Source organism: Mesorhizobium sp. WSM4809 (assembly GCF_055811655.1).
In genome coordinates this window covers 1-26,949 of the sequence record NZ_JBVVQW010000030.1, presented here as the reverse complement: position 1 = coordinate 26,949, position 26,949 = coordinate 1, and the positions used below count along the sequence as shown (strand labels likewise).

Genomic DNA, 26,949 nt, shown 5'->3' with positions numbered 1-26,949 from the left:
GTGATGACCAATCACTATGATGTGGTTGTGGTGGGCGGCGGCCACGCAGGTTGTGAGGCGGCCAGCGCTGCCGCGCGCGCTGGTGCCAAGACCGCGCTGGTGACGCTGCGCTTTGATACGATCGGGGTCATGTCCTGCAATCCGGCGATCGGCGGGCTCGGCAAGGGCCATTTGGTGCGCGAGATCGATGCCATGGATGGCCTGATGGGGCGCGTGGCGGATGCGGCCGGCATTCAGTTCCGCCTGCTCAACCGCCGCAAAGGTCCCGCCGTGCGCGGCCCTCGTACGCAGGCCGACCGGAAGCTTTATCGCCTTGCCATGCAGGAAGCGATTCGGCAGCAGAACGATCTCGACGTGGTTGAAGGCGAGGTTCTGGATTTTGAGATCGCCGATGGGCGGATCACGGCTGTTCTCCTGGCCGACGGCAGGCGGCTTGGCTGTGGCGCGGTCGTGCTGACGACCGGGACTTTTCTGCGCGGGCTCATTCATATTGGCGAGAAGAAGATTGTCGCCGGCCGCATGAACGAGCAGGCCAGCCTTGGGCTCTCGGCGACGATGGACCGCGCAGGCTTCAAGCTTGGACGGCTGAAGACCGGGACGCCGCCGCGGCTCGATGGCCGGACCATCGACTGGACGACGCTGGAAAGCCAGGCCGCGGATGCGGATCCGGTGCCGTTCTCGCTGATGACCGACCGCATCGAAACGCCGCAGATCGATTGCGGCATCACCCGCACGACCACGGCCACGCATGAGCTGATTCGCGCCAATCTTGGCCGGTCGGCCATGTATTCCGGCTCGATCGAGGGCGTCGGGCCGCGTTATTGCCCGTCGATCGAGGACAAGATCGTCAAGTTCGGCGATAGGGACGGGCACCAGATCTTTCTGGAGCCGGAAGGGCTGGACGATGATACCGTCTATCCCAATGGGATTTCCACCTCGTTGCCCGAAGATGTGCAGCTCGATATATTGAAAACCATTCCGGGGCTGGAGCGCGCAATCATGCTGCAGCCCGGCTATGCCATCGAGTATGATCATGTCGATCCGCGCGAACTGCATCAGACGCTGGAGACGAAGCGCATCGGTGGTCTCTTCCTCGCCGGTCAGATCAACGGCACGACCGGCTATGAGGAAGCGGCCGGGCAAGGCTTGCTCGCAGGCCTCAATGCGGCGCGGCGGGCGGCGGGCAGCGAGCAGATCGTGCTCAGCCGCACCGAAGCCTATATTGGCGTGATGGTCGACGATTTGACCAGCCGCGGCATCAGCGAACCCTACCGGATGTTCACGTCACGGGCCGAGTTCCGGCTATCGCTGCGTGCCGACAATGCCGATGAGCGACTGACGCCTCTGGCTGCGAAACTGGGCATCGCCTCGGCACAGCGCATGCAGCGCTACGGGCAGGTCATGCAAAGCCTGGATGAGGCGCGGGATTTGGCGAAGTCGCTCGCCATGACGCCGAATGAGGCGGCGCGGCACGGGCTGGACATCAACCGGGATGGCGTGCGCCGGTCCGGCTATGAATTGCTGTCCTATCCCGACGTCGATGTCGCTTGGCTGGCCGGCGTCGATCCGCGCTTTGCGGCGATCGACGGCAAGACGGCGGAGCGCCTCGAGACGGAAGCGAAGTATTCTGTCTATCTCGACCGCCAGAAGACCGACTTGGCGCAGATCCGGCATGAGGAGAGCCGGCTGATCCCCGAGACGGTCGATTTCGCCGGAGTGCCGGGTCTGTCGAACGAGCTGAAGCAGAAGATGCAGGCGCGGCGGCCGCGCTCCATCGCCGATGCCCAGCGCATGGAAGGCATGACGCCGGCGGCGCTGGCGATCATCGTCGCGCATGTCCGTCACGCGGAGAGCGCCCAGCGCCCACAAAAGGATGTTGCGTGAGTTCTTTTTCCCTGGAGAGCCTGCAGGATGCGGCAGGCCCGGTTTCACGTGAAACATTCGATCGGTTGGTGGCGTTCGAGCAGATGTTCCAGAAATGGAACCGCAGCATCAATCTGGTGGCGCAGTCGACGTCGGGCGATGTCTGGCAGCGCCATATCCTGGACAGCGCCCAACTCGGGCGCATAGAACCCGTTGCCACACGCTGGGTGGATCTCGGCTCGGGCGGTGGATTTCCAGGCCTTGTGATGGCGTTCCTGCTGGCCGAACGCGACGGCGCCAGCATCGATCTGGTTGAAAGCAATCGCAAAAAGGCATCCTTCCTGCAGACCGTCGTCGGCCAGTTCAGCCTGCCGGCGCGGGTCGTGGCGCGCCGCATCGATGACAGCCATGCGCTGGTTTCGACGCCGCAAATCGTCACGGCGCGGGCGCTGGCTCCGCTTTCGACCTTGCTGGACCTGTCGGCGCCCTGGCTGATTTCGGGCGCGCGCGGCCTGTTCCACAAAGGCCGGGATTACCGCACCGAAGTGCAAGAAAGCGTTCACCGATGGTCCTTCGATCTGGTAGAACATCCAAGTGTGACCGACGTTGGCGGCGTCATCCTGGAATTGTCCAACCTGCGACCTGTCTGATCCGTCACTGACAGGCGATTTGGCGCCCAAAATGAATTTCTGGCATAAACCCATGATGAAGAATGGCCCCCGAATCATCACCGTAGCCAACCAGAAGGGCGGTGTCGGCAAGACGACGACCGCCATCAATCTGGCGACCGCGCTGGCTGCGATCGGCGAAAAGGTGCTGATCGTCGATCTCGATCCGCAGGGAAATGCCAGCACCGGTCTGGGCATCGACCGCAAGGACCGGACGGTGTCGTCCTATGACGTGTTGACCGGCGAGCTGGAGCTGGAAGCCGCGGCCATCCCCACAGCCGTGCCGGGCCTGTCGATCGTGCCGTCGACGCTCGATCTGCTCGGCATCGAAATGGAGATCGCCTCCGCGCCCGACCGGGTGCTCAAGCTGCGCAACGCGCTGCGCGCCGCCACCGAGCGCGGCGCACCGTTCGGCTATGTGCTGATCGACTGCCCGCCATCGCTCAACCTTTTGACCTTGAATTCAATGGCTGCAGCCGATTCTGTTCTTGTGCCGCTGCAATGCGAGTTTTTCGCGCTAGAAGGTCTCAGCCAGTTGCTGGAGACGGTCGAGCAGGTGCGCCGCTCGATCAATCCGGATCTCACCATCCAGGGCATCGTGCTGACCATGTATGACGGCCGCAACAATCTCGCCAACCAGGTCGTGCAGGATGTGCGGGCGCATATGGGCGACAAGGTCTACGAGACCATCATCCCGCGCAATGTGCGGGTGTCCGAGGCGCCGTCCTATGGCAAGCCGGCGATCCTCTACGATTTGAAGTGCTCGGGCAGCCAGGCCTATCTGCAACTGGCGTCGGAAGTGATCCGCCGCGAGCGCAAGTTACGCGCCGCTTGATGAGGCCGGATGCATAGTTAAGAGCCGATTCGATACCGAAACGATTTGGAATAGCCAACTGGAATAAAGATGAGCGAAGATCTTTCGAGAAAGAGACTTGGGCGTGGGCTGGCGGCGCTGATCGGCGAGATCGATCGCCCAGTAGCGCCTGAAAAACCTGGCATGAGCGCCGACGGCAAGGTGCCGATCGAGTTCCTGACCCCCAATCCGAAGAATCCGCGCCGGCATTTCGGCGACGCCGAGCTGACCGACCTCGCCCAGTCGATCCGCGAACACGGCGTCGTCCAGCCGGTGGTGGCGCGGCCTTCGCCGACACAGGCCGGACGCTACGAGATCATCGCCGGCGAGCGGCGCTGGCGTGCAGCGCAGCGCGCCGGGCTGTCCGAGATCCCGGTCATCATCCGTGAGGTCAACGATCGCACCGCCCTCGAACTGGCGATCATCGAGAACGTCCAGCGCACCGATCTCAATGCGGTCGAGGAAGCGCTCGGCTATCAGCAGCTGATCGACGAGCACGGCTACACCCAGGCCGATCTCGGCCAGGTGATCGGCAAAAGCCGCAGCCATGTCGCCAATACGCTCAGGCTCTTGAAGCTGCCGGACGTGATTCGCGACATGCTGGTCGACGGCGCGCTGTCGGCGGGTCATGCCCGCACGCTGGTGACAGCGGAAGATCCGGCCGGCCTTGCCAAGCGCATCGTCGAAGAAGGACTTTCGGTGCGCCAGGCCGAAGCGCTGGCGCAGATGCCGGCCGGCACCAGCAGCGCCAGGGAAGCCAGGCCGGCGCCAAGTCCTGACGAAAAGGACGCCGACACGCTGGCGCTGGAAAAACTGTTGACCGATACGATCGGCATGATCGTGTCGGTGGATCACAAGGGCAGAGGCGGCACGCTTCGGGTAGCCTATCGCTCGCTGGAGCAGCTCGATGAGTTGTGCAGGCGGCTGAAGCAGGAACGATAATTAGCCGGCGAATTATCTTCTGAATTGAGCATGGGCTGGCGATTGCCAGCCCTTCTCTTTTTCAGCGATGATGATTGGCGAAATCGGCGACGCCGCTAATCTCCCTCCTTGAGGGGGAGATGGCCGGCAGGCCAGAGGGGGTCGCCTCACACCAAGCGCCGGCGCCCTTGTGGAAACGAAGAGGAGGCCAGCGCTCCACGCGCAACGACCCCCTCTGTCGCCTTCGGCGACATCTCCCCCTCGAGGGGGAGATCAGGCGCGCTGCGCCAGCCTGCTGCTTTCCACCGCAATCCCCAGCAATGCCTGCCGTGCCAGCGCCACGGAAAGGTCCGGCCGCCGTCGTGTCTGCAACACCGCCGTCTGCAGCCGGGTCAACGCGCGGCCGAGCGCGTCGGTGCTCCAGCGCTCCAGTGCCTTCTCGACCAGCTTGCGCCTGGAGAAAAACACCGGTGGCCGGGCGGCGGCGACGACCGAGGCGGCGTTGCGGTTGCCGGACTCCATCTGGCCGCGCATGATCTGGATCTGCTGCAACTGCCGCATCGCCGAGGACAGCACCAGGAAAGGCTGGCCGCCGGACTGGCAATGGCGAGTGAAGGCGGTGTCGAAGTCGCCGATCTTACCTTCGAGGAGCGCGTCGACCGCGTCGTCAAAAGACGCGCCGGAGACGTCGCCCGACATCGCCTTGACCTCCTCCAGCCCGATCTCGCTCTGGCCATGGGCGTAGAGCACGAGCTTCTCGATCTCGCCGCGCGAGGCCAACCGGTCGCCGCCGAGATTGCGGCGCAGCGCCTGTCTCGCCTCCATGGTCATCGACATGCCGGCCTTGCCCAGTTCGGCGTCGATGACGCCGTCGATGTCGCGCGCTTCATCGGCATAGCAAGGCAGCGCCATGGCGTTGTCGGCCGCCTCGACGATGGCGCGCAGGCCGACACCCTTCTTGAGATCGCCGGCCTCGATGAGAATGATGGCATCCCGCGCGGGCTCCGCCGTCAGCGCCTTGACGTCGTCGGCCAATGCCTTCTGGCCGCTGGCATTGCGCACCCACAGCAGCCGCCGGTCGGAAAACATCGGCACGGTGCGGGCCTCGTCGAGCAGCCGGCCCTCGTCACGGTCAACCTCCGAACCCTCGAGCCTGACCACCGAGAAGGGATCGTCGAGCGGCAGGCTGGTCTTGCCGGCAAACGCCTTCGCCCGCTCGGAGACGAGGCCGCGATCGGGGCCGTAAAGCAGGACGATCGAAATGCGCTGGTCCGGCTTCGCGAGCCAGCTGTCGACCTCGTAAGCTTTCTTCTGTGCCATGCCGGGTTGGTTAGCATGATGCGGGCGTGGGGTGAACCGGGGTGTGCGTGATCTCCCCCCTCGAGCGGGAGATGGCCGGCAGGCCAGAGGGGGTCGGTTCGACTGGATGCGACATTTTATGCGCCGAAAGAAGAAGTTAGCGCTCCATGCGCGGCGACCCCCTCTGTCGCCTTCGGCGACATCTCCCCCTCAAGGGGGGAGATTACGCTTCGCGCTTCCCCAATCACCTTATCTGCCGGCAAACCCGGCCCGACCTTCTCTCTAATTGCGCGCCGGCGCCCAACATCGACAAGAAATTTCGCCGACATATCTTCATCTTGGTGCGTGGGAGGCTGGATCGGCCGGCGCAGCCGGGACCGACGTCCGCAGGCTACCCCGACGAATTCGCACTGGCCTGGCGGCGCAGATATGCAAATATCGACACCAGGCAACATTGGAGGACAAAGGTCATGGCCGATGCTGGGATGTTGCGTTTTCACGTTCCGGAACCGGAAGTGCGGCCGGGCGGAACGCCCGATTTCTCCAATGTGCCGATCCCGAAGGCCGGCTCGGTGCCGCGCCCCGAAATCGATGTCGATCCGCGCACCATCCGCGATCATGCCTTCTCGATCATCCGCGTGCTGAACCGCACTGGCGAGGCCGTCGGTCCCTGGGCCGGACTGCTTTCAAGCGACGAGCTGCTGGCCGGCCTACGCCACATGATGACGCTGCGGACCTTCGACGCGCGCATGCAGATGGCGCAGCGGCAGGGCAAGACCTCGTTCTACATGCAGCATCTGGGCGAAGAGGCGGTGGCTTGCGCCTTCCGCAAGGCACTGGCGCCGGGGGACATGAATTTCCCGACCTATCGCCAGGCAGGGCTGCTCATCGCCGACGGCTATCCGATGGTCACGATGATGAACCAGATCTATTCCAACGAGGCCGACCCGCTGAAAGGCCGGCAATTGCCGGTCATGTATTCGTCGAAGGAGCACGGCTTCTTCTCGATCTCCGGCAATCTGGCGACGCAGTACATCCAGGCGGTCGGCTGGGCGATGGCCTCGGCGATATCGAACGATTCGCGCGTCGCAGCCGCCTGGATCGGCGACGGCTCGACGGCCGAATCCGATTTCCACTCGGCGCTGGTGTTCGCCTCGACCTACAAGGCACCGGTCGTGCTCAATGTGGTCAACAACCAGTGGGCGATCTCGACCTTTCAGGGCATTGCGCGCGGCGGCTCGGGCACATTCGCGGCAAGGGGGCTCGGCTTCGGCATCCCGTCGCTGCGCGTCGACGGCAACGACTATCTCGCCGTCCATGCGGTGGCCAAATGGGCGGCGGAGCGGGCGCGCAGCAATCTCGGGCCGACGCTGGTCGAATATGTCACCTACCGTGCCGGCGCGCATTCGAGCTCGGACGATCCGTCCGCTTACCGGCCGAAGACCGAATCTGACGCCTGGCCGCTCGGGGATCCGATCGTGCGGCTGAAGAACCATCTCATCGCGCTCGGCGTCTGGTCGGACGAGCGGCACGCGCAGGCCGAGGCGGAAATCCTCGACACGGTTATCGCGGCGCAGAAGGAAGCCGAAAGCCACGGCACGCTGCATGCCGGCGGCAAGCCGTCGACGCGCGACATGTTCGAGGGCCTCTACGCCGAGATGCCGCCGCATCTCAGACGCCAACGCCAGCAGGCGGGGGTCTGAGCCATGCCGAGACGGACCATGATCGAGGCCATTCGCGATGCCATGGACGTGTCGATGGGGCGCGACGACAAAGTCGTCGTGTTCGGCGAAGATGTCGGCTTCTTCGGCGGTGTCTTCCGCTGCACGCAGGGCCTGCAGGCCAAATACGGCAAGAGCCGCTGCTTCGACGCGCCGATCAACGAATCCGGCATTGTCGGCTCGGCCATCGGCATGGCCGCCTATGGGCTGAAGCCGTGCGTGGAGATTCAGTTTGCCGACTACATGTATCCGGCCTACGACCAGTTGACCCAGGAAGCCGCGCGGCTGCGCTATCGCTCGAACGGCGATTTCACCTGCCCGATCGTGGTGCGCATGCCGACCGGCGGCGGCATCTTCGGCGGCCAGACGCACAGCCAGAGCCCGGAAGCGCTGTTCACCCATGTGTCGGGGCTGAAGACAGTGGTGCCGTCCAACCCACACGACGCCAAGGGGCTCTTGATCGCGGCGATCGAAGACCCCGATCCGGTGATCTTCCTTGAGCCGAAGCGGCTCTACAATGGTCCGTTCGACGGCCATCACGACCGGCCGGTGACGCCGTGGTCGAAACATGAGCTCGGCGAGGTCGCCGACGGCCACTACACTGTGCCGCTCGGCAAGGCGGCGATCCGCCGGCCGGGTTCCGCCATCACGGTGCTCGCCTACGGCACCATGGTCTATGTCGCGCAGGCCGCGGCCGAGGAAACCGGCATCGATGCCGAGATCATCGATCTCAGGACGCTGCTGCCGCTTGATCTCGATACGATCGTCGCATCGGTGAAAAAGACCGGGCGCTGCGTCATCGTGCATGAGGCGACGCTGACGTCCGGCTTCGGCGCCGAACTGTCGGCGCTGGTGCAGGAAAACTGTTTTTATCACCTCGAAGCGCCGGTGGCGCGGGTCGCCGGCTGGGACACGCCCTATCCGCATGCGCAGGAGTGGGATTATTTCCCCGGTCCCGCCCGGGTCGGCCGTGCCCTGCTTGAAACCATGGGAGCCTGAGATGGGCGAACACATCATCAAGCTGCCCGATGTCGGCGAAGGTGTCGCCGAGGCCGAGCTGGTCGAATGGCACGTCAAGATCGGCGACATGGTGCGCGAGGACACTGTGCTTGCCGCCGTCATGACCGACAAGGCGACGGTCGAAATCCCATCGCCGGTCGATGGCGAAATCCTGTGGCTGGGCGCCGAGATCGGCGACACGGTGGCGATCGGCTCGCCCATCGTGCGGCTGAAGGTGGCGGGCGAGGGGAATGTTGTCGCAGACACGAAATCGCCAGAGGTCACAGCGGCATCTACCCCCACCCCTAACCCCTCCCCACAAGGGGGAGGAGGAGGCGCCACAGCTTCCAAGGGCGGAGCAAAACCTACCTCATCGTCATCAGCAAATCCCAAAGGAATCGAAGGCGGGGAAGCGGCGGCGACCGAATCCCCCTCCCCCTTGTGGGGAGGGGCTAGGGGTGGGGGTACGGCGCCGACATCTCAAGTTGCCACGCCCGCCGGCGCACGGCGTCCCGAGGGCGAAAGACCGCTGGCTTCGCCTGCCGTGCGTCTGCGGGCAAAGGAAGCCGGCATCGATCTCAGGCAGGTTGCGGGATCCGGCCCTGCCGGCCGCATCGGCCATGAGGACATCGAAGCGTTCCTGGCGCGCGGGCCGCAGGTTGCCAGGACATCCGGCCTCGCCCGCAACGATGCGATCCAGGATATCAAGGTGGTGGGCTTGCGGCGCAAGATCGCCGAGAAGATGTCGCTGTCGAAATCGCGCATCCCGCACATCACCTATGTCGAGGAGGTCGACGTCACCGCGCTGGAGGAATTGCGCGCCGCGCTCAACAAGGAGAAGCGCCCAGGTAAGGGTGGCGTGGAGCGGCCGAAGCTGACGCTGCTGCCGTTCCTGATGCGGGCCATGGTCAAGGCGATAGCGGACCAGCCCAATCTCAATTCGCTGTTCGACGACGAGGCCGGCATCATCCACCAGCATGGCGGCATCAATATCGGCATTGCCGCGCAGACGCCGACGGGGCTGGTGGTGCCTGTGGTCAAGCATGCCGAGGCGCGCGATATCTGGGAGTGCGGCGCAGAAATCATCAGGCTGGCCGAGGCGGCCAAGTCCGGCACGGCGACACGCGACGAGCTGTCTGGCTCGACCATCACCATCACTTCGCTCGGCGCCATGGGTGGCATGGCGACGACACCGGTCATCAATCATCCCGAAGTGGCGATCATCGGCGTCAACAAGATGATGGTGCGGCCGGTGTGGGACGGCACCCAGTTCATGCCGCGCAAGATGATGAACCTGTCGTCGAGCTTCGACCATCGGGTGATCGACGGCTGGGACGCGGCGGTGTTCATCCAGCGGATAAAGACGCTGCTGGAAACGCCGGCGCTGATCTTTGTGGATTGAGGGGCGGGACAATCGAGATGCCGGCGGGACAGCGCCCCCCTCTGCCTTGGAGGACTGGTTTTCTTCTTACAATGTTGAAAATCAGCGAAAGCAGTGGAGGGCGTAATCTCCCCCCTCGAGGGGGAGATGGCCGGCAGGCCAGAGGGGGTTGGTACGACTGGACGCGACCGCCTTGCGCGACAGATGCAGGCCGGCGCTTTACGCGCGGCGACCCCCTCTGTCGCCTTCGGCGACATCTCCCCCTCGAGGGGGGAGATTACGCGCTTCGAGGGCGGCGCGAAGGACCCAACATTATCTGCCTTCCAGCACCATTGTGAACCAGGATGCCAACATGAAAGAAATCTCCTGCAAGCTGCTCGTCATCGGCGCCGGTCCCGGGGGCTATGTCTGCGCCATCCGTGCCGGGCAGCTCGGCGTCGACACGGTGATCGTCGAGTCGGGCAAACCAGGCGGCACCTGCCTCAATGTCGGCTGCATCCCGTCCAAGGCGCTGATCCATGCGGCGGAAGAGTTCGAGAGGGTCTCACACATGGCGAGCGGCAAGAGCCCGCTTGGCATTTCGCTCACCGCACCGACGCTCGACCTGGCTAAGACGATCGCCTGGAAGGACGGCATCGTGAGCCGGCTCAACAGCGGCGTCGCCGGCCTGCTCAAGAAGGCAGGAGTCAAGACCGTGCATGGCTGGGCGAGCTTTCGCGACGGCAAGACTGTGGAGGTTGAAACCGAGACAGGAAGCCAAGTCATCCGCGCCGAGGCGATCGTCATCGCCACCGGCTCGGCGCCGGTCGAACTGCCGTTCCTGCCCTTTGGCGGTCCGGTGATTTCGTCAACCGAGGCACTGGCACTCGGCGCGGTTCCACAAAAACTCGCTGTCGTCGGTGGCGGCTATATCGGGCTGGAACTCGGCATGGCCTTCGCCAAAATGGGCGCCAAAGTGACCGTGGTCGAGGCCTTGCCGCGCGTGCTGGCGCAGTATGATGCGGAACTCACCCGGCCGGTGGTCAAGCGGCTCAATGCACTGGGCGTCGAGGTGATGCTGGGCGCCAAGGCCAAGGGGCTGTCGACCAAGGGTGATGCGCTGCTGGTCGAGACGGCGGATGGCAAGAGCGCCAAGGTCGCCGCCGAAAAAATCCTGGTCACGGTCGGCCGCAAGCCGGTGACCGAAGGCTGGGGGCTCGAGCAGATCGACCTCGACAGGGCAGGCAAATTCATCCGCATCGACGACCAGTGCCGCACCTCGATGCGCGGCATCTTCGCCATCGGCGACGTCACCGGCGAGCCGATGCTGGCGCACCGGGCGATGGCCCAGGGCGAGATGGTCGCCGAGATCGTCGCCGGCCACAAGCGCAACTGGGACAAGCGCGCTATTCCCGCCGTTTGCTTCACCGATCCGGAACTCGTCACCGCTGGTCTTTCGCCGGAAGAGGCCAGGGCTCTGGGCGGCGAGATCAAGATCGGCATGTTCCCGTTCGCCGCCAACGGCCGGGCGATGACGAAGCTGGGCGAAGACGGCTTCGTCCGCGTGGTGGCGCGGGCGGACAACCATCTGGTGCTCGGCATCCAGGCGGTCGGGCAGGGCGTCTCGGAACTGGCGGCGGCTTTTGGACTGGCGCTGGAGATGGGCGCGAGGCTGGAGGACATTGCCGGCACGATCCATGCCCATCCGACGCAAGGCGAGGGATTCCAGGAAGCGGCGCTCAAGGCGCTGGGGCACGCGCTGCATGTTTGATTCGTGATAGTGCAAAGGCGGTTATGTTGGCGGGACACTCGCCCCCCCCTCTGTCCTGCCGGACATCTCCCCCTCAAGGGGGGAGATCAGCAGTTTCGGGCAACCCGCCTCTTCCAAGACTTTGAAAATTGGCGAAATCTAAGATGACAGCCGATCTCCCCCCTAGAGGGGGAGATGCCCGGCAGGGCAGAGGGGGGCACTGTCCCGCCAGCCTCTCACAAGAGAGAAACGCTCGTCACCCCGCCAGCCGGCTCACCATCTCGTGCTGCGCATAGGCACGGCCGAAGCGGTTAGCCAGAAACGCGTCAAGCGCGATGTCTTCCTGCTTGATGAAACCCGTCGCCGGCAGGCTGCCGTCGGCCAGCATGTCGAGCACGGCGCAGATGCCGGACGCCGTGGTGATCTGGATGGCGCTTCGCACCTGGTCGCCGATGCGCCTGGAGTAGATCTTGTTGGCGTAGGTCTCCTGCAGCAGGCGGCCGTTCTTGCGGCCGGAGACGGTGACGAAGACGATGACCACGTCCTGCAGCGTCGCCGGCAGGGCGCTCTCGAAAATGTCTTTCAGCACGTCACGGCGGTGGCGCAGGCCGAGATCGTTGAGCAGCGCCTTCATGATCGCGGCGTGGCCGGGATAGCGGATGGTGCGGTAGTTCAGCGTGCGCACTCTGCCCTTCAGCGTCTCGGCCAGCGTGCCAAGGCCGCCGGAGGTGTTGAACGCTTCGTAGGTGACGCCGTCGAGCGAGAACTCCTCGCGCTCTTCCAGTGGCGGCACCTCGACCAGCTCGCCTTCGACGATCGCCTCGCAGGGCTCGCAATATTCGTTGATGACGCCGTCGGTGCTCCAGGTCAGATTGTAGTTCAGCGCATTGGAGGGATATTGCGGCAAAGCGCCGACGCGCATGCGCACGCTCTCCAGCGAATCGAAACGGCTGGCGAGATCGTTGGCGACGATCGAGATGAAGCCCGGCGCCAGGCCGCATTGCGGAATGAAGGCGTTTCTGGCCGAAACCGCCAGTTCCTTGACGCGGCGGGTCGAGACGACATCCTCGGTCAGGTCGAGATAGTGCACGCCGGCACAGGCCGCCGCTTCGGCGATGCGGGTGGTCAGATGGAAGGGAGCGGCGCTGAGCACCGCGAATTTGCCGGCGAGTGCGGCTTCAAGCGTACCGGATGCTTCGATGTCGAGCTCAAGCGTCGCAACCGTGGTCGGCACTTCGGCAGCAGCGAGCTGTGCTGCCGAGCGGTCGACGAGCGTGACCTGATAATCCCCCGTGGCGGCGAGCATCTCGGCAATGGTCGAGCCGATCTTGCCGGCACCGACAACAACAATTTTCTTCATGACCGATCCCTCACTGATTGTGAGTCCAGATTCGCAGCTTGCCCGTCGAAAGGAAGCGTGGAATTGTTCAAAACGAAACTCTGATTACGCAATCTGCCAACAGGATTCGTCCAAATGCTCAGTGACGCCGAACAGGCCCTGCTTTCCCTGCTGCGCGAGAACGCGCGCGCCTCGACCGCCGAGCTGGCGCGGCGGCTTGGCGTGTCTCGAACGACCGTGCAGAGCCGCATCGAGCGGCTGGAGCAGCGCGGCATCATATCAGGTTATGGCGTGCGACTGGCGCCGGACTACGAGCAGGGGCTGGTGCGGGCGCATGTACTGCTCACCGTGACGCCCAAGCTCGCCGACAAGGTGGTGCGCGGCCTGCGCGCCCTGACGACGGTCCGGACGCTGCATTCGGTCAGCGGCAATTTCGACATGATCGTCATCGTCGACGCGCCATCGATCCGCGACCTCGACATGCTGCTCGACCAGATCGGCGCCATGGACGGGGTCGAGCGGACCCTGTCGTCGATCATCCTGTCGACGCGGATAGATCGGTGAAGCTGCTGATCTCCCCCCTCGAGGGGGAGATGGCCGGCAGGCCAGAGGGGGGCGGTTCGACCGGATGCGACCTCCTTGCGACAGATGGAGGCTGGCGCTTCACGCGAGGCGACCCCCCTCTGTCGCCTTCGGCGACATCTCCCCCTCAAGGGGGGAGATCGGCCTCTAATCCATCGCCAGCGGAAAGCTCACCGCCACCTCAAGCCCAGGCCGGCAATCCTCGAGCGTAATCGACGCACCATGCAGATCGGCGATTGCCCGGACAAGGCTGAGACCCAGCCCGCTGCCCGATGTCGACCGGCTATGGTCCAGCCGATAGAGCCGCTGGAACACTTTCTCGCGCTCTCCCGCCGGAATGCCGGGACCGTTGTCGGCGACGCCGGCAACGACGCGTTCGCCCTGGCGCGCCGCCGACAGCTTTATCGTCGTGCCCGATGGACAATGGCGCAGCGCGTTCTCGACCAGATTGGCGAACATCTGCGTCAGCAGCTCGCGATCGCCATGGATCCGGTCCGTCGTTTCCTGTGGTTGCGCCAACGACAGCGACTTTCCGTCGTCCTCGGCAACATCGGCATAGATCTCCGCGATGGTCTGCAGCACCTCGCCCAGATCGACATCGGTGAACCGCGCCCGGCGCGCGCCAGCTTCGATCTGCGCGATGCGCAGCAGGGCATCGAAGGTCTCGTTGATCTGCAGGCTTTCGGCATGCGCGTCGGCCAGTTCGCGGGCGACCTTTTGACCCGACAGATTCTTTTCGGACGCGGTGTCGAGGATCATCTGCAGCCGGTTGAGCGGCGTCTTCAGGTCGTGGGCGATGTTGGCGCTGACCTGTTTCATGCCTTCGACCAGCGCCGACAGGCGGTCGAGCGCGGCATTGACCTGGCTGGAGACGATGTCGATGTCGTCGCCCTTGCCGGTCAGCGGAATGCGGGTGTCCAGCCGTCCGTGCGAGACATCCACCATGGTGGCGGCAATGCCGTCGAGACGGCGCTGGACCCGCGAGGCCAGCAGGGCGCCGCCGGCGACCGCCAGCCCGGTGATGATCAGGGTTCCCCAGCCAAAGCTCATCAGCACGATCCTCTCCAGCTCCTCCGTCTCGGAAAGGCTGAAGGCGACGGTCAGGGTGTTGCCGCCGACCGGGCCGGAATAGGCGCGGTACTCGGCGCCGGGCGGCACGCCGGGCATTTCGGTGTCGAACATCGAGAAGCCGTCGGGAAGCCCTGCCGCGGTGAAGTTGCCGGCCAGGCGATTGCCCGTCGCGTCGGTCAGCGAAAACAGCTGCTCCTTTTTGAGGCTGCGCAGGGAGTGGCTGCCGACGGTCTCGACCAGCTCCTTGAGATCGTTCTCGGCATAGGTCGCGGCGACGACCGCGTAGGTCTCCTTGATGGTGTCGTCGAGCCGCTCGGCAAGATCGGCGCTCATCATCTGGTAGACGATGGCGCCAGACAGGACGAAGGCGAGCACGAACAGGAAGGCGAAGGTCAGGGCCAGCCGGAACGGCGTGCTGCGCAGCAGGCGGGACCATGTTCCGGTCATGACGGCGCGTGCAGGCTGTAGCCGGTGTTGCGGACGGTGTGGATGAGCTGGGTTTCGAAGGGCTTGTCGACCTTGGCCCGCAGCCGGCTGATATGGGTCTCGACGACGCTGGTCCTGGGATCGAAATGAAAATCCCAGACGCGCTCCAGAAGCATGGTCCGGGTGATGACGCGGCCTTCGCCGCGCATCAGCACTTCCAGCAGGCTGAATTCCCTGGGCTGCAGGTCGATCGGCTGGCCCCGCCTCGTGACCCGCCGCATGATCAGGTCCATTTCGAGGTCGGCGACCCGCAGGACGGTTTTCTGCTCCTGCGCCGCCGGCCGCCGGCCAAGCGCGTTGATGCGGGCGAGAAGTTCGGAAAAGGCGAAGGGCTTGACCAGATAGTCGTCGCCGCCGGCCTCCAGCCCCTCGACGCGATCGTCGATGCCGCCGACGGAGGTGAGAAAGATCGCGGGCGTTCGTACGCCCGCGGCGCGCACCGCCTTGATCATCGACAGCCCGTCGAGGCCGGGGATCATCCGGTCGGCGACGATCACGTCGTAATTGCCCCGGGTCGCCGCGAACAGCGCGTCATGTCCGTTGCGAAGCAAATCGCAGACATGGCCGGCCTCGGTCAGTCCCCTGACGATATAGTCGGCCGTCCTGTGGTCGTCCTCGACGAGAAGCAGTCGCATGAAAGGTCCGGTCCTTTGCCGAGGTGGAGAGGCTATCACCGGCACGGGCTTGTTCCTAGGATGTCACGAAGGCGCAGGCATTCGGAGCGGCTTCTCCCAACTTCGTCATCGTCGGGTCCGCGCTGCGTCGCTACGCTCCTTGCTCCGCGCGCGGATGACGAGGCCAAGGCTTCAGTCCAGGTCCAGCAACAGTTCATCGGCCTCGTCGGTTGCCTCCTTCAGGGTCATGTGCAGGACGAGGGCAATGATACAGCCAAGGAAGAGCAGGCTGGTGAAGATGGTGCCGAGACCCAGGCCGCCATGCCTGGCCGACCGCGACAGCAGGTCGCCGAACGAAGCGCCAAGCGGTCGCGTCAGGATATAGGCGAGCCAGAAGGCCAGGATGCCGTCGAGACTGAGCAGCCAGTAGGCGAGCGCTATCAGCGCGATGACGCCGCCGAACAGCAGCCCCGATGTGAGGTAGTCCATGTCGAAGCTTTCGGCGACGAGGTCGCCGGCGGCGGCGCCGAGCGCGAAGGTCAAGAGGATCGCCAGCCAGTAGAAGATCTCGCGCCTGGTGGTGAAGATGGTGTGGATCGACAGCGTCCTTTCGCTGGCGTACCAGACCGCGAATGTCGCGGCGAGCGCGACCGAGAAGGCGATGGTTGCCGTCTGCAGGCGCACGCCGAAACTGTCGACGAGGCTGTCCGTCACCAGCGTGCCGACGATGCTGATCAGCACCACCGCCGGCCAATAAGCCCACGGCACATAGCATTTCCGCGTAAACTGCAGGACAAGGGCCGCGATCAGGATGCCGGTCATGATCAGCGAGGTGGCGGTCAGCCCGAGCCCGATTGTGTCGGCAAGATAATCCGCCGCGGTCTCGCCCGTGGTGACCGCCATCAGCTTGACCAGCCAGAAGTCGAGGGTGACGTCGGGAACCCTGTTGTGGCTCGGTGCGGCGGGTTGTTGCCTGTTGGGCGCGAGCATGGCTGAAGTCCAGAAGTCGACGGTTGCGGCGGGGCGATGGCGATCCGCCCCGCGCATCGTAAACAAACGAGTTCACACCGGCCTGTCCGGCGGCATACAAATTCGTAAGAATGGGCGCAAAAGGCATTGCCAATGTCTGGCGATGCGTTTGATGGAATGCGGCGCCTTGCATCCGCCATCGCTGTTCAACGGCTCGCTGATGGCGGCCGCGGTGCCGGGCCGCACGTTCGGCCCGACCCATCCTGCGCTCTGGTGATCGGTGGTTCTAGCTACCGAGCGGATGCGGCATGTAGCCGACGAAGCCTGATATCTTCCAGCTGCCGCCGACCTTGCTGCAGAAATACAGCGTCTGCCATTTCAAGCGGTCGACGCTGCCGTCCGCCTTGGCAACCGAGCCGTCGAATTTCTTGTGCAGCACGGCGCGGTCGCCGTCGACATCGATGTCGCGCATGTTGGTGACGCGAAACAGCGCCTCGCGCAGCGGCTCGGCGAATTTGGTCGCCGCCGTCTCCCTGGCCTGGCGCAGCCATTCGTCGCGGTAGATGTCCAGCCTTGGAAACTGCAGCCGCCAGGCATCGGCATTGCTGAGGAAATGCGCGTGCATGCCGAAGAAGCTCTCGGCGACGAAATCATCCTCGACCATGGCCCAGTCCTGGCCGATGAAAGCGTCGATGTCGCGCCGCACCAGCATTTCCCAGAGGGCGTGGCGATCGGCATCGCCTGATGGAAACGGGTTCTTGTCGTAAGTCATCGCTGGGTGTCTCCGCTCTGGCAAATGCGTCTGTACGTTGCGGCTTCCAAGCCGCCCGTCAGCGCGTACGATGCAAGCGCTCTTGTAATAAAGCAACACGGATTTCGAAGAATGTTGCTTTCCAACAAGGCCCCTATGAGGATCGCCCCGATCGGCGTAAATGTCGATCGAAGCGGGCGCTGCCACGGCACCCCGTCCTGTCATCAGAGGAGGCTTGTCCCTTGCCGAAACAGTGTTTTGGAACATCGCATGTGCCGTTGTCGCCAGCCGTGCGGGCCGGCGATCTCGTCTATGTCTCGGGCCAGGTTCCCGTCGGCAGCGACGGCATCGTGGTCAAGGGCGGCATATCGGAACAGACCGAGCAGGTGCTCGCCAACATCAAGGCCGCGCTGGCGCTGGCCGGCTGCACCATGGACGATGTGGTGAAGACCACGGTTTGGCTGGAAGATGCGCGCGATTTCGGCGCCTTCAACGCGGTCTATGCCCGGCATTTCCCCAAAGACCCGCCGGCCCGCACCACGGTCGAATCGCGGCTGATGATCGACATCAAGATCGAAGTCGAGGCGGTCGCTTACCGGCCTCTGTAGGCAAAGCAACGAAGCGGAGGTGACCGCAATGCAATTCGACCTCCTGCTGAAGGGCGGACGGCTGATCGATCCGGCCGCTGGCCTCGACGCGCCGCGCGATGTCGCCATCGCCAATGGCCGCGTTGCCGCAGTCGATGCCGATATCCCGGCGGACAGCGCAGCGCAGATCGTCGATGCCGGCGGCTGCATCGTCACGCCGGGCCTGGTCGACCTGCACAGCCACGTCTATTGGGGCGGCACGTCGCTTGGCGTCGATGCCGACCGGCTGGCCGCCAAGAGCGGCACCACCACCTTCATCGATGCGGGCAGTGCCGGCGCCGGCAATTTCCTCGGCTTCCGCCGCCATGTCATGGAGCGGTCGAAGGTCCGCATCCTGGCCTATGTCAACATTTCCTTTGCCGGCATTTTCGGCTTCTCGCAGACAGTGTCGGTCGGCGAGTGCAGCGACCTCAGGCTGTGCGAGCCGCGCGAGGTGGTCGCGGCGGTGCGTGAACACCGCGATGTCGTGGTCGGCGTAAAAGTCCGCTCCGGCAAGCATGCCGGCGGCACCAGCGGCATCGCCCCGGTGGATCTGGCGCTGGAGGCCGCCGACCAGGCCGGCCTGCCGCTGATGGCGCATATAGACGAGCCGCCGCCCGGCCGCTCGGAGGTGCTGCCGCGGCTGCGCAGGGGCGACATTCTCACCCACTGCTTCCGGCCGTTTCCCAATGCGCCGGTATTTGCTTCCGGCGCGGTGCGGCCGGACATGCGGCTGGCGCGCGAGCGCGGCGTCATCTTCGACATCGGCCACGGCATGGGCTCGTTCGATTTCGCCGTTGCCCGCGCCATGCTCGAGGAAGGACTGGCGCCGGACGTGATCTCGAGCGACGTGCATCTCTACTGTGTCGACGGTCCCGCCTTCGACATACTGGTCTGCATGTCGAAGCTGCTGGCGCTCGGCATGCCGCTGGTCGAGGTCCTGCGCGCCGCCACGCAAGCGCCGGCGCAGGCGATCGCCAGGCCTGACCTGGGCACGCTGGCGGTCGGCACCGTCGGCGATGTCGCCGTGCTCCGGCAGCGCCCGGGCCGCTTCACCTTCGTCGATGCGGTCGGCGCGTCATTGGTCGCCGACCAGCGGCTGGTGTCGGATGGCATCGCCATCGGCGGCACCTGGTGGCCGAACGAGGCGGCTGATCACAACGAGACCGAGCGTTTCGTGGCGCAGGCATCGCATACGCATGTCGAGGTTGCGGCGAGGCATTTCGGGCATCGGCACGATTAGCGATCTTCCCCCTTGAGGGGGAGATGGCCGGCAGGCCAGAGGGGGTCGGTTCGACTGGATGCGACCTCCTTGCGGCAGATGGAGGCTGGCGCTCTACGCGCGGCGACCCCCTCTGTCGCCTTCGGCGACATCTCCCCCTTGAGGGGGGAGATCAGCAGCGCCTGAATTGCTCGGCTTTCCGTAAACCGGCGTCTCAATGCCTTCCATCCGCGCCTTGATCTGCAGCGCCACATATTTCGAATAGAAGCGCGACAGCGCCAGATTGCCGCCGTGGAACCACAGCGCTTCCTGCGCGGTCGGCTTCCACATGTTGCGCAACTCGCCTTGCCAGGGTCCGGGATCGCCCTTGACGCCCGAGCCAAGCCCCCAGCAGGGGCCGACCTTGTCGGCGACTTCGCGCGAGACGATCGAAGCCACCGTCTCGTTCATCGACTGATAGCCGGTGCAGGCGATGATGGCGTCGGTGGCGAGTTCACTGCCGTCCTCGAACAGGATGCCGCTCGGGGTCAGCGACTTGATGGCGACGCCGCTGCGGATGCCGATCTTGCCGTCGATGATCAGGTCGGAAGCGCCGACATCGATATAGTAGCCGGAGCCGGTGCGGTAGGCCTTCATCAGAAGGCCGGTCTCGTCGTCGCCGAAATCGAGGGCGAAGCCGGCGGCGCGCAGGCGGTCGTAAAAGGCCGCGTCGCGCGCCTTGATCACCTCGTAGAGCGCCCGCTGGCCCTTGGGCACCAGTGCGAACGGCGTCGAGGCGACGATCATGTCGGCCTTCTCGGTGGTGATGCCGCGTGCCAGTGCGTCTTCCGAGAAGATCTCGAAGCCGACTTCCATCAGCGTGTCCGATTTGACCACCGTCGTCGGCGAACGCTGGATCATTGTGACCTCGGCGCCGCTTTCCCAGAGGTCGACGCAGACATCGTGGCCAGAGCTTGCCGCGCCGATGACCGCGACTCGTCTGCCGCGGAATTTGTCGCCGCTGGCATACTGGCTGGAGTGCAGCAACTCGCCCTTGAACCGGTCGGCGCCCGGCAGATCGATCCGCCGTGGCGGACCGTAGGCGCCGGTGGCGAAGACGATGTGCTTCGGCTTCAGCGTGATCTGGCGGCCGACGCGGTCGACGACCACGGTCCAGACTTTTTCGGCCTCATCATAGGACGCGCTGAGACATTTGGTGGCGACCCAGTAATTGAGCTCCATGACGCGCGTGTACATTTCCAGCCAGTCGCCCATCTTGTCCTTGGGCGTGAACACCGGCCAGTTTTCGGGGAAGGGAATGTAGGGCAGATGGTCGTACCAGACCGGGTCGTGCAGCACGAGCGTGCGGTAGCGGTTGCGCCAGGAATCGCCCGGCCGCGCATTCTTCTCGATGATGATGATGGGCACGCCGAGCTGGCGCAGCCGCGCCCCCAGCATGATGCCGCCCTGGCCGCCGCCGATGACCAGGCAGTAGGGCTGTTCATCAGTGCCGAGCTCGCGCGTCTCGCGCGCCCGCGCCTCCGACCAGGTCTCGCGCCTGGGATCGGCCTTGTGGCGCACGCCAAGCGGCCGCTTCGCTCCCTTGCGCTCCTCGAACCCTTTCAGGTCCGTCATTGCCGTGAACAGCGTGCGGCAGTGGCCGTCGCGCAGCCGTATGATGCCCTCTCCCCTGGCCACCGCGGTTTCGAAGCTGAACCACGCCTCGATGGTGCCATCGTCCGAGATCGCCTCGCCGATCAGCTGCCATGCCTTGGGCCTGGCCGTCGCCAGCGTCGACCCCAGCATGTCGGCGATCGCCTCGCGGCCTTCCATGGTGGTGATGTTCCAGGTGAAGGTCAGGAGATCGCGCCAGTAGCAATCGTCGACGAACAGGTTGCTCGCAGCGGCCACGTCGCCGGCTGCGAGCGCCTGCGCCAAGGATTCGAGCCATGCGGCTGCCTGTTTCGTCGGTGCTATTTCGAGCATTTCTTTCCTCTTTGTGCATGCGCCCAATCCAAGTTGGGATCATCAATTGTTGAACTCGGCGCCGCCCCTCATCCGCCTGCCGGCGTTCGTCGTTCGAAAAGCCAAGCAGTTGGCTTTTCGTCCGCTACGCGGACCATTCCTCACCTCCCCGTGAACGGGGAGAAGGAAAGAACTAATCTCCGAGCGGCTCCATCTCCTTGCCGGTGCGGTGGATCTGGGCGTTGTATTTGATGCGGCGCACCGTCTCGCGGGCCGATCCGTCGAGCTTGTAGGCGGAGGCCACCGCCAAAAGGTCGATCGCCGCCAGGAAGGCGAAGCGCGACGCCGTCGGCTTCAGTGTGTCGGGATATTCGGGCACCGCCACCGTCAGCCTGACGTCGCAGGCGCGGGCGAGTTCGGTGTCGGGCGCGGTCACGGCGATCGCATTGGCGCGATAGTGCTTGGCTAGTTCGACGGCCTCGATCACCTCGCGGGTGCGTCCCGTCGCCGAAATGGCGATCACCAGATCGCCGGGCTTGAGCGTCGAGGCAGTCATGCGCATCAGATAGGGGTCGCACTGGGCGCTGACGGTGATGCCGTAGCGGAACAGCCGGTACTGGGTTTCCTGCGCCAGCGCCGAGGAGCTGCCGCCGAGGCCGAAGACCGTGACCTGGCGCGCCTTGGCGATCAGCTCGGCCGCCTTCTGCAACTGCGCCGGGTCGAGCTGCCGCTCGGCTTCCTGCAGCGCCCGGCGCGCCTCGCCGAAAACGGCGTTCCAGAACGGCATGCCATTGTCATTGCTGACGGAAGGTGACTTGGCGAGATAGAGCGCACCGACGACGAGGCTCTGCGCCAGCTTCAGCTTGAAGTCGCGCACGCCCTCGCAGCCGATGGCGCGGCAGAACCGGGTCACCGTCGGTTCGCTGACCCCGGCACGCTGGGCAAGGGCGGCATTGGAGGCGTCGACGGCATATTTGACATCGTCGAGCACGACATCGGCGACACGCCGTTCGGCTGGGCGCAACTCGCTGTAGGAATCCTTGACCAGCGAGATGATGTCGGGGATGCGCCGGACATGATCGCGCCCCTCCACATCATGGCCTGGATCAGGCTCGTCCTGGCTGCCAGCTTCGGTCATGGGGTCCTGGTCTTTCCCTGGGTTGCGAGGCTGACGTCTTAGCATGTTTGCACGCCATGGCTCCACGTGCCGGTCCGCATAGCAACCGTAGCGTGTCGTTGGGGAAACCGCACCTTCTCTGCTTCCTTCGGTCCGCGTGAATTCGGAAGTATGTAGGAAAGCAACACGTATTTCAAGGCCATGAAAATATCATAAAAACAATCGGATAGCTATTACCATCCATTTTTGTGATACGGGTACCAGCGCTCGTGCTTGACAGGAAAGTAGGATAGTTACAGACTGATTTTCGCTGGAGATGAGCCAATGGATCATCGCGCAGTCTTCCCGGGGGGCAGATGAATACGGGCGATGCAAAAAACCCGAAGCTTGGCGTGCAGGCAGCGACCAAGATCTACCACACGGCCTCCGGCGACCTGCTGGCGCTGGACCGCTGCAGCCTCGATGTCAGCGCCAATGAAATCGTCTCGATCGTCGGTCCTTCCGGTTGCGGCAAGACGACCCTTTTGTGGTCGATGTCGGGCCTGCACAGCCTGACCAGCGGCGAGATCCGGCTCGACGGCAAGACCATCACCGGCCCGCATCCCGATATCGGCATCGTCTTCCAGGAAGCGAACCTTTTGCCGTGGCGCAATCTCGACGCCAACATCCGTTTCCCCTTCGAGATCAAGGGCGAAAAGCCGGACCGGGCGTGGATCGCGCATCTGCTCAACCGCGTCGGGCTCGACGGCTTCGGCGGCAAGTTTCCGCGCGAGCTGTCTGGCGGCATGCAACAGCGCGCGGCGATCGTGCGGGCGCTGGCGCTCAAACCCTCGGTGCTTTTGATGGATGAGCCGTTCGGCGCGCTCGACAGCTTCACCCGCGAGGAGATGAACCGGCTGGTCGAGGAGATCTGGCTCGACACCAAGACCACCATCGTCTTCATCACCCACTCGATCGAGGAGGCGATCTTCCTCTCCGACCGGGTGGTGGTGCTGAGCGCCCGGCCGGGTCGTGTCGCCAAGGAATATCGCGTGCCGTTTGCGCGGCCGCGCTCGCTGGAGATCATGGCGACGAAGGAGGTCTTCGACCTCACCAACCTGATCAAGATGGACATTGTCGGCGAACGCACGCGGCCAAAAACGCCGGAGCGCCCGAGCGCAGAGATCGTGAGGATCAGGCCGTGAGCGGAGGCGACGCCATTCCGGAATTCTCGAAGTCCAAGTCGGGTGCCAAGTCGGGCGACGGCCAGGAGGTCAGCCTGACCAATCTGTCAGCCTTCGCCAGCGGCCCCGGCATCAAGTCGGGCAAGGAGGTGGCAGCCATTCTTGCCGTGGCGGTGATCATCATCGGCGGCATCGAACTGGCGCTGCGGCTGTTCCACGTGCCGCTCTACATCATGCCGCCGCCGAGCTCGATCGCCTATGCGCTGTTCGACGAGTTCCCGCTGATCGCGCCGCATCTCGGCTACACGCTGGTCGAGCTGGTGTCCGGCTTCACCATCGGCGCGATCGTCGGCCTGGTGCTGGCCGCCGTCATCACCCAGTTTCCGTTCGCCGAGAAGATCGTCGCGCCCTACATCCTGCTTCTGGTCACCACGCCGATGCTGGCACTGGTGCCGCTTCTGATCCTGCGCTTCGGCTTCGGCTACACGCCCCGCATCATCGCGGTGGCGCTGGCCGCCGGGCCGATGGTGATGATCAATGCGGCGACGGGCTTTCGCCGCGTCGACAGCGCCAAGATCGCGCTGGCACGCTCCTATGGCGCCAGCACCCTGCAGATCTTCTGGAAGATCCGTGCGCCGATGGCGCTGCCGATGATCCTGGTCGGGCTGATGATCGGCGCCATCTTCGGCCTGCTGACCGCGGTCGGCGCCGAAATGGTCGGCGGCGGCTTCGGCCTCGGCAACCGGCTGACCACCTATTCGTCGATGATCCAGATGCCGCAGTTCTTCGCCGTGGTGCTGATCCTGTCGACGCTCGGCATCCTGATCTACGTGCTGTTCTTCCTGATCGGCAAGAAATGGGCGAGCTGGGAGGCTTGAACACAAAAGTACAGACGGCGCCCGGGAGGCGGGCGGCAAGAGACTGACATCAAACAAAAAAGGGGAATGCCATGACCAATAATTTCTCGACCAACCCGGCGGGGATCAGCCGCCGCACTTTCCTGCAGGTGACCGGCGCCGGGCTGGTGACCGCGACGGCGCTTGGCGCCACCGGCCTCAGGGCCAGGGCCGAACCCTACGGAAAATTCACCTGGATCTCGCCGCGCGGCACGCTCGAAGTGCTCGACGACTATCCCTACTGGGCAGCCAAGAAGGCCGGCTATTTCGATGGGCTGGACACCGACATGCAGCCGGGGCCGTCGGACGGCACCGCGACGGTGAAGTTCGTCGATGTCGGCCAGGCCGATATGGGCTTCCCGTCGCCCGGCGTGTTCTCTTTCGCCATCCAGAACGGCATGAAGCTGAAGTCGGTGTTCCATATGGGCGCCCGCGACACGTTCAGCATCGCCTTCCGCAAGGGCGAGGGATCGAACGATCTGAAGAAGCTGGAAGGCAAGACCATACTGCTCGGCTCCGCCGCCTGGCAGTCGATCACCGACCCGCTGCTGGCGGCGCAGGGCGTCGACATCAAGAAGGTCAAATATGTCGAAGCCGGCTGGCCGACATGGGGCACGGCTCTTGCCGGCGGCCAGGGCGACGCTGCCCTGTCGTGGGAAGGCCTGCGCGCCGAATGGATCGCCAAGGGGCTCGACTTCGAATACTGGCTCGGCGTGCAGAACTCAAAGCTGCCGGCCAATACTTTCGTCGTGCGCGCCGCCGATCTGGAGGACGCCGACAAGAAGGCGTTGCTGGAAAAGTACCTGCGCGGCTGGGCGATGGGCCTCGAATTCGGCTACCAGAATCCCCGCGCGGCGGTCGAAGCGGTGTTCGAGCAGTTCCCGACGCTGGCCAAGAATCTCGGGCCGGAGCTTGGCACCACCTCGATCCTGCAGCAGATCAACGTCTTCCGCGGCGACATGGACAAACGCGGCGGCTGGGGCTCGCACGACATGGCGAGCTGGCAGGGCTTCTTCGACGAGATCCACAAGATCGGCCAGATCACCGCTCCGGTGAAGGCCGAGGATGTCTGCACCAATGATTTGATCGGCCCGGCCAATGATTTCGACAAGGCCAAGGTCAAGGCCGATGCCGACGGGTACAAGCTGTCGGAAGGCTTTGCCGCGCTCGATGTCGAGAAGATCAAGGCGCATCTGTTCGATTCAGCGGTGAAGTAGGGCTGACAATGTCCAGGTCAGCGCCGCCCCTCACCTGCCTGCCTGCATCCTCTCCCCGTAAACGGGGCGAGGGGACGCTGTCGTTGATGATTTCGCCAATCGCCAACATTGCGGCCAGCCCTTTCTCCCCGTCACTATACGGGGAGAAATGCCCGGCAGGGCAATGAGGGGCGGCGCCAACCTAAGGTGATTGTCCTGGATAAACATGCGGGCGACGGCAACAGCGCCGCCCGTGATTTAATCAAGAATTTGGGAGGCAGCGGTGTCCGACAAGGTAAAAGTGCTGGTGGTGGGTCTCGGCAATATGGGTGCGTCGCATGCCAGCGCGTATCACCGGCTCGACGGTTTTGAGATCGTCGGCATTATGAGCCGCTCGATCAAGAGCAACACGAAGATTCCGGGAGAGTTAGCCGGCTACCCACTCTACGAGGATTTCGACCAGGCGCTGAAGGAAACAAAACCGGACGCGGTGTCGATCAACAGCTGGCCGAACACCCACGCCGAATATGCGCTGAAGGCAATCGCCGCCAACTGCCATGTGTTCATGGAAAAGCCGCTCGCCACCAACAATGAGGATGCCGAGAAGGTTGTCGCGGCGGCGCGGGCGAAGAACCGCAAGCTGGTGCTCGGCTATATCTTGCGCGTCCACCCGTCATGGATCAAGTTCATCGAGGTCGGGAAGACGCTCGGCAAGCCGCTGGTGATGCGGCTCAACCTCAACCAGCAGAGCAGCGGCAGCGCCTGGCACTGGCACAAGAACCTGATCGATTCGCTGATCCCGATCGTCGATTGCGGCGTCCACTATGTCGACGTCATGTGCCAGCTAACCGGCGCCAAGCCGGTGCGCGTGCATGGCATCGGCGCCAAGCTCTGGGCGGAGGCCGACAAGCAGAATTACGGCCACCTGCACGTCACCTTCGATGACGGCTCGGTCGGCTGGTACGAGGCGGGCTGGGGCCCGATGATGAGCGAAACGGCCTATTTCGTGAAGGACGTGGTCGGCCCCAAGGGCGCGGTGTCGATCGTCGCCGGCCAGCAGGCAAGCAATGCTGCCGAACTTGCAGAGGTTTCGAGCTCCGCCGACATCGACCGCCACACCAAGACCGATGCCCTGAAGATCCACTATGCCGCGGTCGACGGCAACAAGAATTTCTCGAAGCCCGACGAGATCGTCAGCATGGAGGACGAGCCCGGTCACCAGGAGCTCTGCGACCGCGAGCAGGCCTTCTTCATGCGCGCCATCCGCGAGGATCTCGATTTGACCGAGCAGATGGATGCGGCGGTCAACAGCCTGCGCATCGTGCTGGCCGCCGAACAGAGCATCGCACTGGGACGGACCATCGACCTGGCCTGACGCAATCCGGCTGCTGGCGGCAATCGTTTCAGGCCGGCGCTGCCCCTCACCCTTACCCTCTCCCCGTGAAGAACGGGGAGAGGGAGTCGGTGTCCGAACCGGATAGATAGGTAACAGAATGGACTGATTAGATGGGTGACAGTTTTCTTGTCCGCCGGGAGGAC

General features: G+C 64.3%; 24 protein-coding genes. 16 read left to right on the top strand and 8 right to left on the bottom strand.

Annotation, left to right across the window (positions count from 1 at the left end; all coding sequences use genetic code 11):
- The first annotated feature begins 3 nt into the window (after window positions 1-3).
- The 4 genes from mnmG (at window position 4) to AC0L24_RS32670 (ending at window position 4,326) form a co-directional block, all read left to right on the top strand.
- Window positions 4-1,884 (top strand): tRNA uridine-5-carboxymethylaminomethyl(34) synthesis enzyme MnmG, encoded by a 1,881-nt coding sequence (mnmG, locus tag AC0L24_RS32685; protein ID WP_473564942.1) that lies wholly within the window; start codon window positions 4-6, stop codon window positions 1,882-1,884.
- Window positions 1,881-2,513: a 16S rRNA (guanine(527)-N(7))-methyltransferase RsmG gene (rsmG, locus tag AC0L24_RS32680; protein ID WP_127322417.1), complete on the top strand. Its 633-nt coding sequence runs from the start codon at window positions 1,881-1,883 to the stop codon at window positions 2,511-2,513. Before mnmG ends, rsmG begins: the two co-directional genes overlap by 4 nt.
- A gap of 52 nt (window positions 2,514-2,565) precedes the next feature.
- Window positions 2,566-3,366 (top strand): ParA family protein, encoded by an 801-nt coding sequence (locus tag AC0L24_RS32675; RefSeq protein WP_081738757.1) that lies wholly within the window; start codon window positions 2,566-2,568, stop codon window positions 3,364-3,366.
- A gap of 69 nt (window positions 3,367-3,435) precedes the next feature.
- The gene (locus tag AC0L24_RS32670; RefSeq protein ID WP_127808591.1) at window positions 3,436-4,326 is read left to right on the top strand and encodes a ParB/RepB/Spo0J family partition protein; all 891 of its coding nucleotides are present in this window, start codon (window positions 3,436-3,438) and stop codon (window positions 4,324-4,326) included.
- 252 nt (window positions 4,327-4,578) lie between these two features.
- Here the strand turns inward: AC0L24_RS32670 and holA are convergent, their stop codons facing one another.
- Window positions 4,579-5,625 (bottom strand): DNA polymerase III subunit delta, encoded by a 1,047-nt coding sequence (gene holA, locus AC0L24_RS32665; RefSeq protein ID WP_473564940.1) that lies wholly within the window; start codon window positions 5,623-5,625, stop codon window positions 4,579-4,581.
- A gap of 449 nt (window positions 5,626-6,074) precedes the next feature.
- On the opposite strand from holA, the gene AC0L24_RS32660 reads away from it, so the two are divergent.
- The 4 genes from AC0L24_RS32660 (at window position 6,075) to lpdA (ending at window position 11,455) form a co-directional block, all read left to right on the top strand.
- Entirely contained in the window at window positions 6,075-7,307 is a 1,233-nt protein-coding gene (locus AC0L24_RS32660) for a 3-methyl-2-oxobutanoate dehydrogenase (2-methylpropanoyl-transferring) subunit alpha (RefSeq protein ID WP_128363701.1), read from the top strand.
- Between the two features lie 3 nt (window positions 7,308-7,310).
- Complete coding sequence (locus AC0L24_RS32655) at window positions 7,311-8,324, top strand: alpha-ketoacid dehydrogenase subunit beta (RefSeq protein WP_127271317.1); 1,014 nt, start codon at window positions 7,311-7,313, stop codon at window positions 8,322-8,324.
- A 1-nt stretch (window position 8,325) separates the two neighbouring features.
- Window positions 8,326-9,726, top strand: a complete 1,401-nt coding sequence (locus AC0L24_RS32650; protein ID WP_473564939.1) for a dihydrolipoamide acetyltransferase family protein — start codon at window positions 8,326-8,328, stop codon at window positions 9,724-9,726.
- Window positions 9,727-10,057: 331 nt separating this feature from the next.
- Window positions 10,058-11,455: a dihydrolipoyl dehydrogenase gene (lpdA, locus tag AC0L24_RS32645; protein ID WP_473564938.1), complete on the top strand. Its 1,398-nt coding sequence runs from the start codon at window positions 10,058-10,060 to the stop codon at window positions 11,453-11,455.
- Window positions 11,456-11,690: 235 nt separating this feature from the next.
- On the opposite strand, the gene AC0L24_RS32640 is transcribed toward lpdA, so the two are convergent.
- Window positions 11,691-12,794: a saccharopine dehydrogenase family protein gene (locus AC0L24_RS32640; protein WP_127383175.1), complete on the bottom strand. Its 1,104-nt coding sequence runs from the start codon at window positions 12,792-12,794 to the stop codon at window positions 11,691-11,693.
- 114 nt (window positions 12,795-12,908) lie between these two features.
- On the opposite strand from AC0L24_RS32640, the gene AC0L24_RS32635 reads away from it, so the two are divergent.
- Window positions 12,909-13,337, top strand: a complete 429-nt coding sequence (locus AC0L24_RS32635) for an Lrp/AsnC family transcriptional regulator (RefSeq protein WP_127329250.1) — start codon at window positions 12,909-12,911, stop codon at window positions 13,335-13,337.
- Between the two features lie 165 nt (window positions 13,338-13,502).
- On the opposite strand, the gene AC0L24_RS32630 is transcribed toward AC0L24_RS32635, so the two are convergent.
- The 3 genes from AC0L24_RS32630 to AC0L24_RS32620 form a co-directional block, all read right to left on the bottom strand.
- Window positions 13,503-14,873 carry a HAMP domain-containing sensor histidine kinase gene (locus tag AC0L24_RS32630; protein WP_473564936.1) on the bottom strand — a complete coding sequence of 457 codons (1,371 nt, stop codon included), beginning with the start codon at window positions 14,871-14,873 and terminating at the stop codon, window positions 13,503-13,505.
- Entirely contained in the window at window positions 14,870-15,547 is a 678-nt protein-coding gene (locus AC0L24_RS32625; RefSeq protein ID WP_127383177.1) for a winged helix-turn-helix domain-containing protein, read from the bottom strand. Before AC0L24_RS32625 ends, AC0L24_RS32630 begins: the two co-directional genes overlap by 4 nt.
- A gap of 171 nt (window positions 15,548-15,718) precedes the next feature.
- Entirely contained in the window at window positions 15,719-16,516 is a 798-nt protein-coding gene (locus AC0L24_RS32620; protein WP_127399181.1) for a COG4705 family protein, read from the bottom strand.
- Here AC0L24_RS32620 and AC0L24_RS32615 point away from each other — a divergent pair.
- A complete protein-coding gene (locus AC0L24_RS32615) occupies window positions 16,515-16,772 on the top strand; it encodes a hypothetical protein (RefSeq protein WP_127399182.1) in 258 nt (85 codons plus the stop codon). The two genes, AC0L24_RS32620 and AC0L24_RS32615, sit on opposite strands and share 2 nt — an antisense overlap.
- Window positions 16,773-16,781: 9 nt before the next feature.
- Here AC0L24_RS32615 and AC0L24_RS32610 read toward each other — a convergent pair whose 3' ends face one another.
- On the bottom strand, window positions 16,782-17,267 hold the full coding sequence (locus AC0L24_RS32610) for a hypothetical protein (protein ID WP_127408814.1): 486 nt from the start codon (window positions 17,265-17,267) through the stop codon (window positions 16,782-16,784).
- Window positions 17,268-17,488: 221 nt separating this feature from the next.
- Between AC0L24_RS32610 and AC0L24_RS32605 the strand changes: the two genes are divergently transcribed.
- Complete coding sequence (locus tag AC0L24_RS32605) at window positions 17,489-17,854, top strand: RidA family protein (protein WP_027037525.1); 366 nt, start codon at window positions 17,489-17,491, stop codon at window positions 17,852-17,854.
- 28 nt (window positions 17,855-17,882) lie between these two features.
- Window positions 17,883-19,115, top strand: coding sequence for an amidohydrolase/deacetylase family metallohydrolase (locus tag AC0L24_RS32600; RefSeq protein ID WP_292704240.1), 1,233 nt, complete (start codon window positions 17,883-17,885; stop codon window positions 19,113-19,115).
- Between the two features lie 93 nt (window positions 19,116-19,208).
- Here AC0L24_RS32600 and AC0L24_RS32595 read toward each other — a convergent pair whose 3' ends face one another.
- Window positions 19,209-21,059 (bottom strand): flavin-containing monooxygenase, encoded by a 1,851-nt coding sequence (locus AC0L24_RS32595; protein ID WP_245491363.1) that lies wholly within the window; start codon window positions 21,057-21,059, stop codon window positions 19,209-19,211.
- Between the two features lie 172 nt (window positions 21,060-21,231).
- Window positions 21,232-22,176 carry a MurR/RpiR family transcriptional regulator gene (locus tag AC0L24_RS32590; RefSeq protein WP_127808611.1) on the bottom strand — a complete coding sequence of 315 codons (945 nt, stop codon included), beginning with the start codon at window positions 22,174-22,176 and terminating at the stop codon, window positions 21,232-21,234.
- A 335-nt stretch (window positions 22,177-22,511) separates the two neighbouring features.
- Between AC0L24_RS32590 and AC0L24_RS32585 the strand changes: the two genes are divergently transcribed.
- From AC0L24_RS32585 to AC0L24_RS32570, 4 genes are all read left to right on the top strand, one after another.
- Window positions 22,512-23,339, top strand: coding sequence for an ABC transporter ATP-binding protein (locus tag AC0L24_RS32585; protein ID WP_127808613.1), 828 nt, complete (start codon window positions 22,512-22,514; stop codon window positions 23,337-23,339).
- The gene (locus AC0L24_RS32580) at window positions 23,336-24,196 is read left to right on the top strand and encodes an ABC transporter permease (protein WP_127808615.1); all 861 of its coding nucleotides are present in this window, start codon (window positions 23,336-23,338) and stop codon (window positions 24,194-24,196) included. The genes AC0L24_RS32585 and AC0L24_RS32580 overlap by 4 nt, the downstream gene beginning before the upstream one ends.
- Window positions 24,197-24,267: 71 nt before the next feature.
- Complete coding sequence (locus AC0L24_RS32575; protein WP_127808617.1) at window positions 24,268-25,431, top strand: ABC transporter substrate-binding protein; 1,164 nt, start codon at window positions 24,268-24,270, stop codon at window positions 25,429-25,431.
- A gap of 262 nt (window positions 25,432-25,693) precedes the next feature.
- Entirely contained in the window at window positions 25,694-26,785 is a 1,092-nt protein-coding gene (locus AC0L24_RS32570) for a Gfo/Idh/MocA family protein (protein WP_127808619.1), read from the top strand.
- Window positions 26,786-26,949 lie beyond the last annotated feature (164 nt).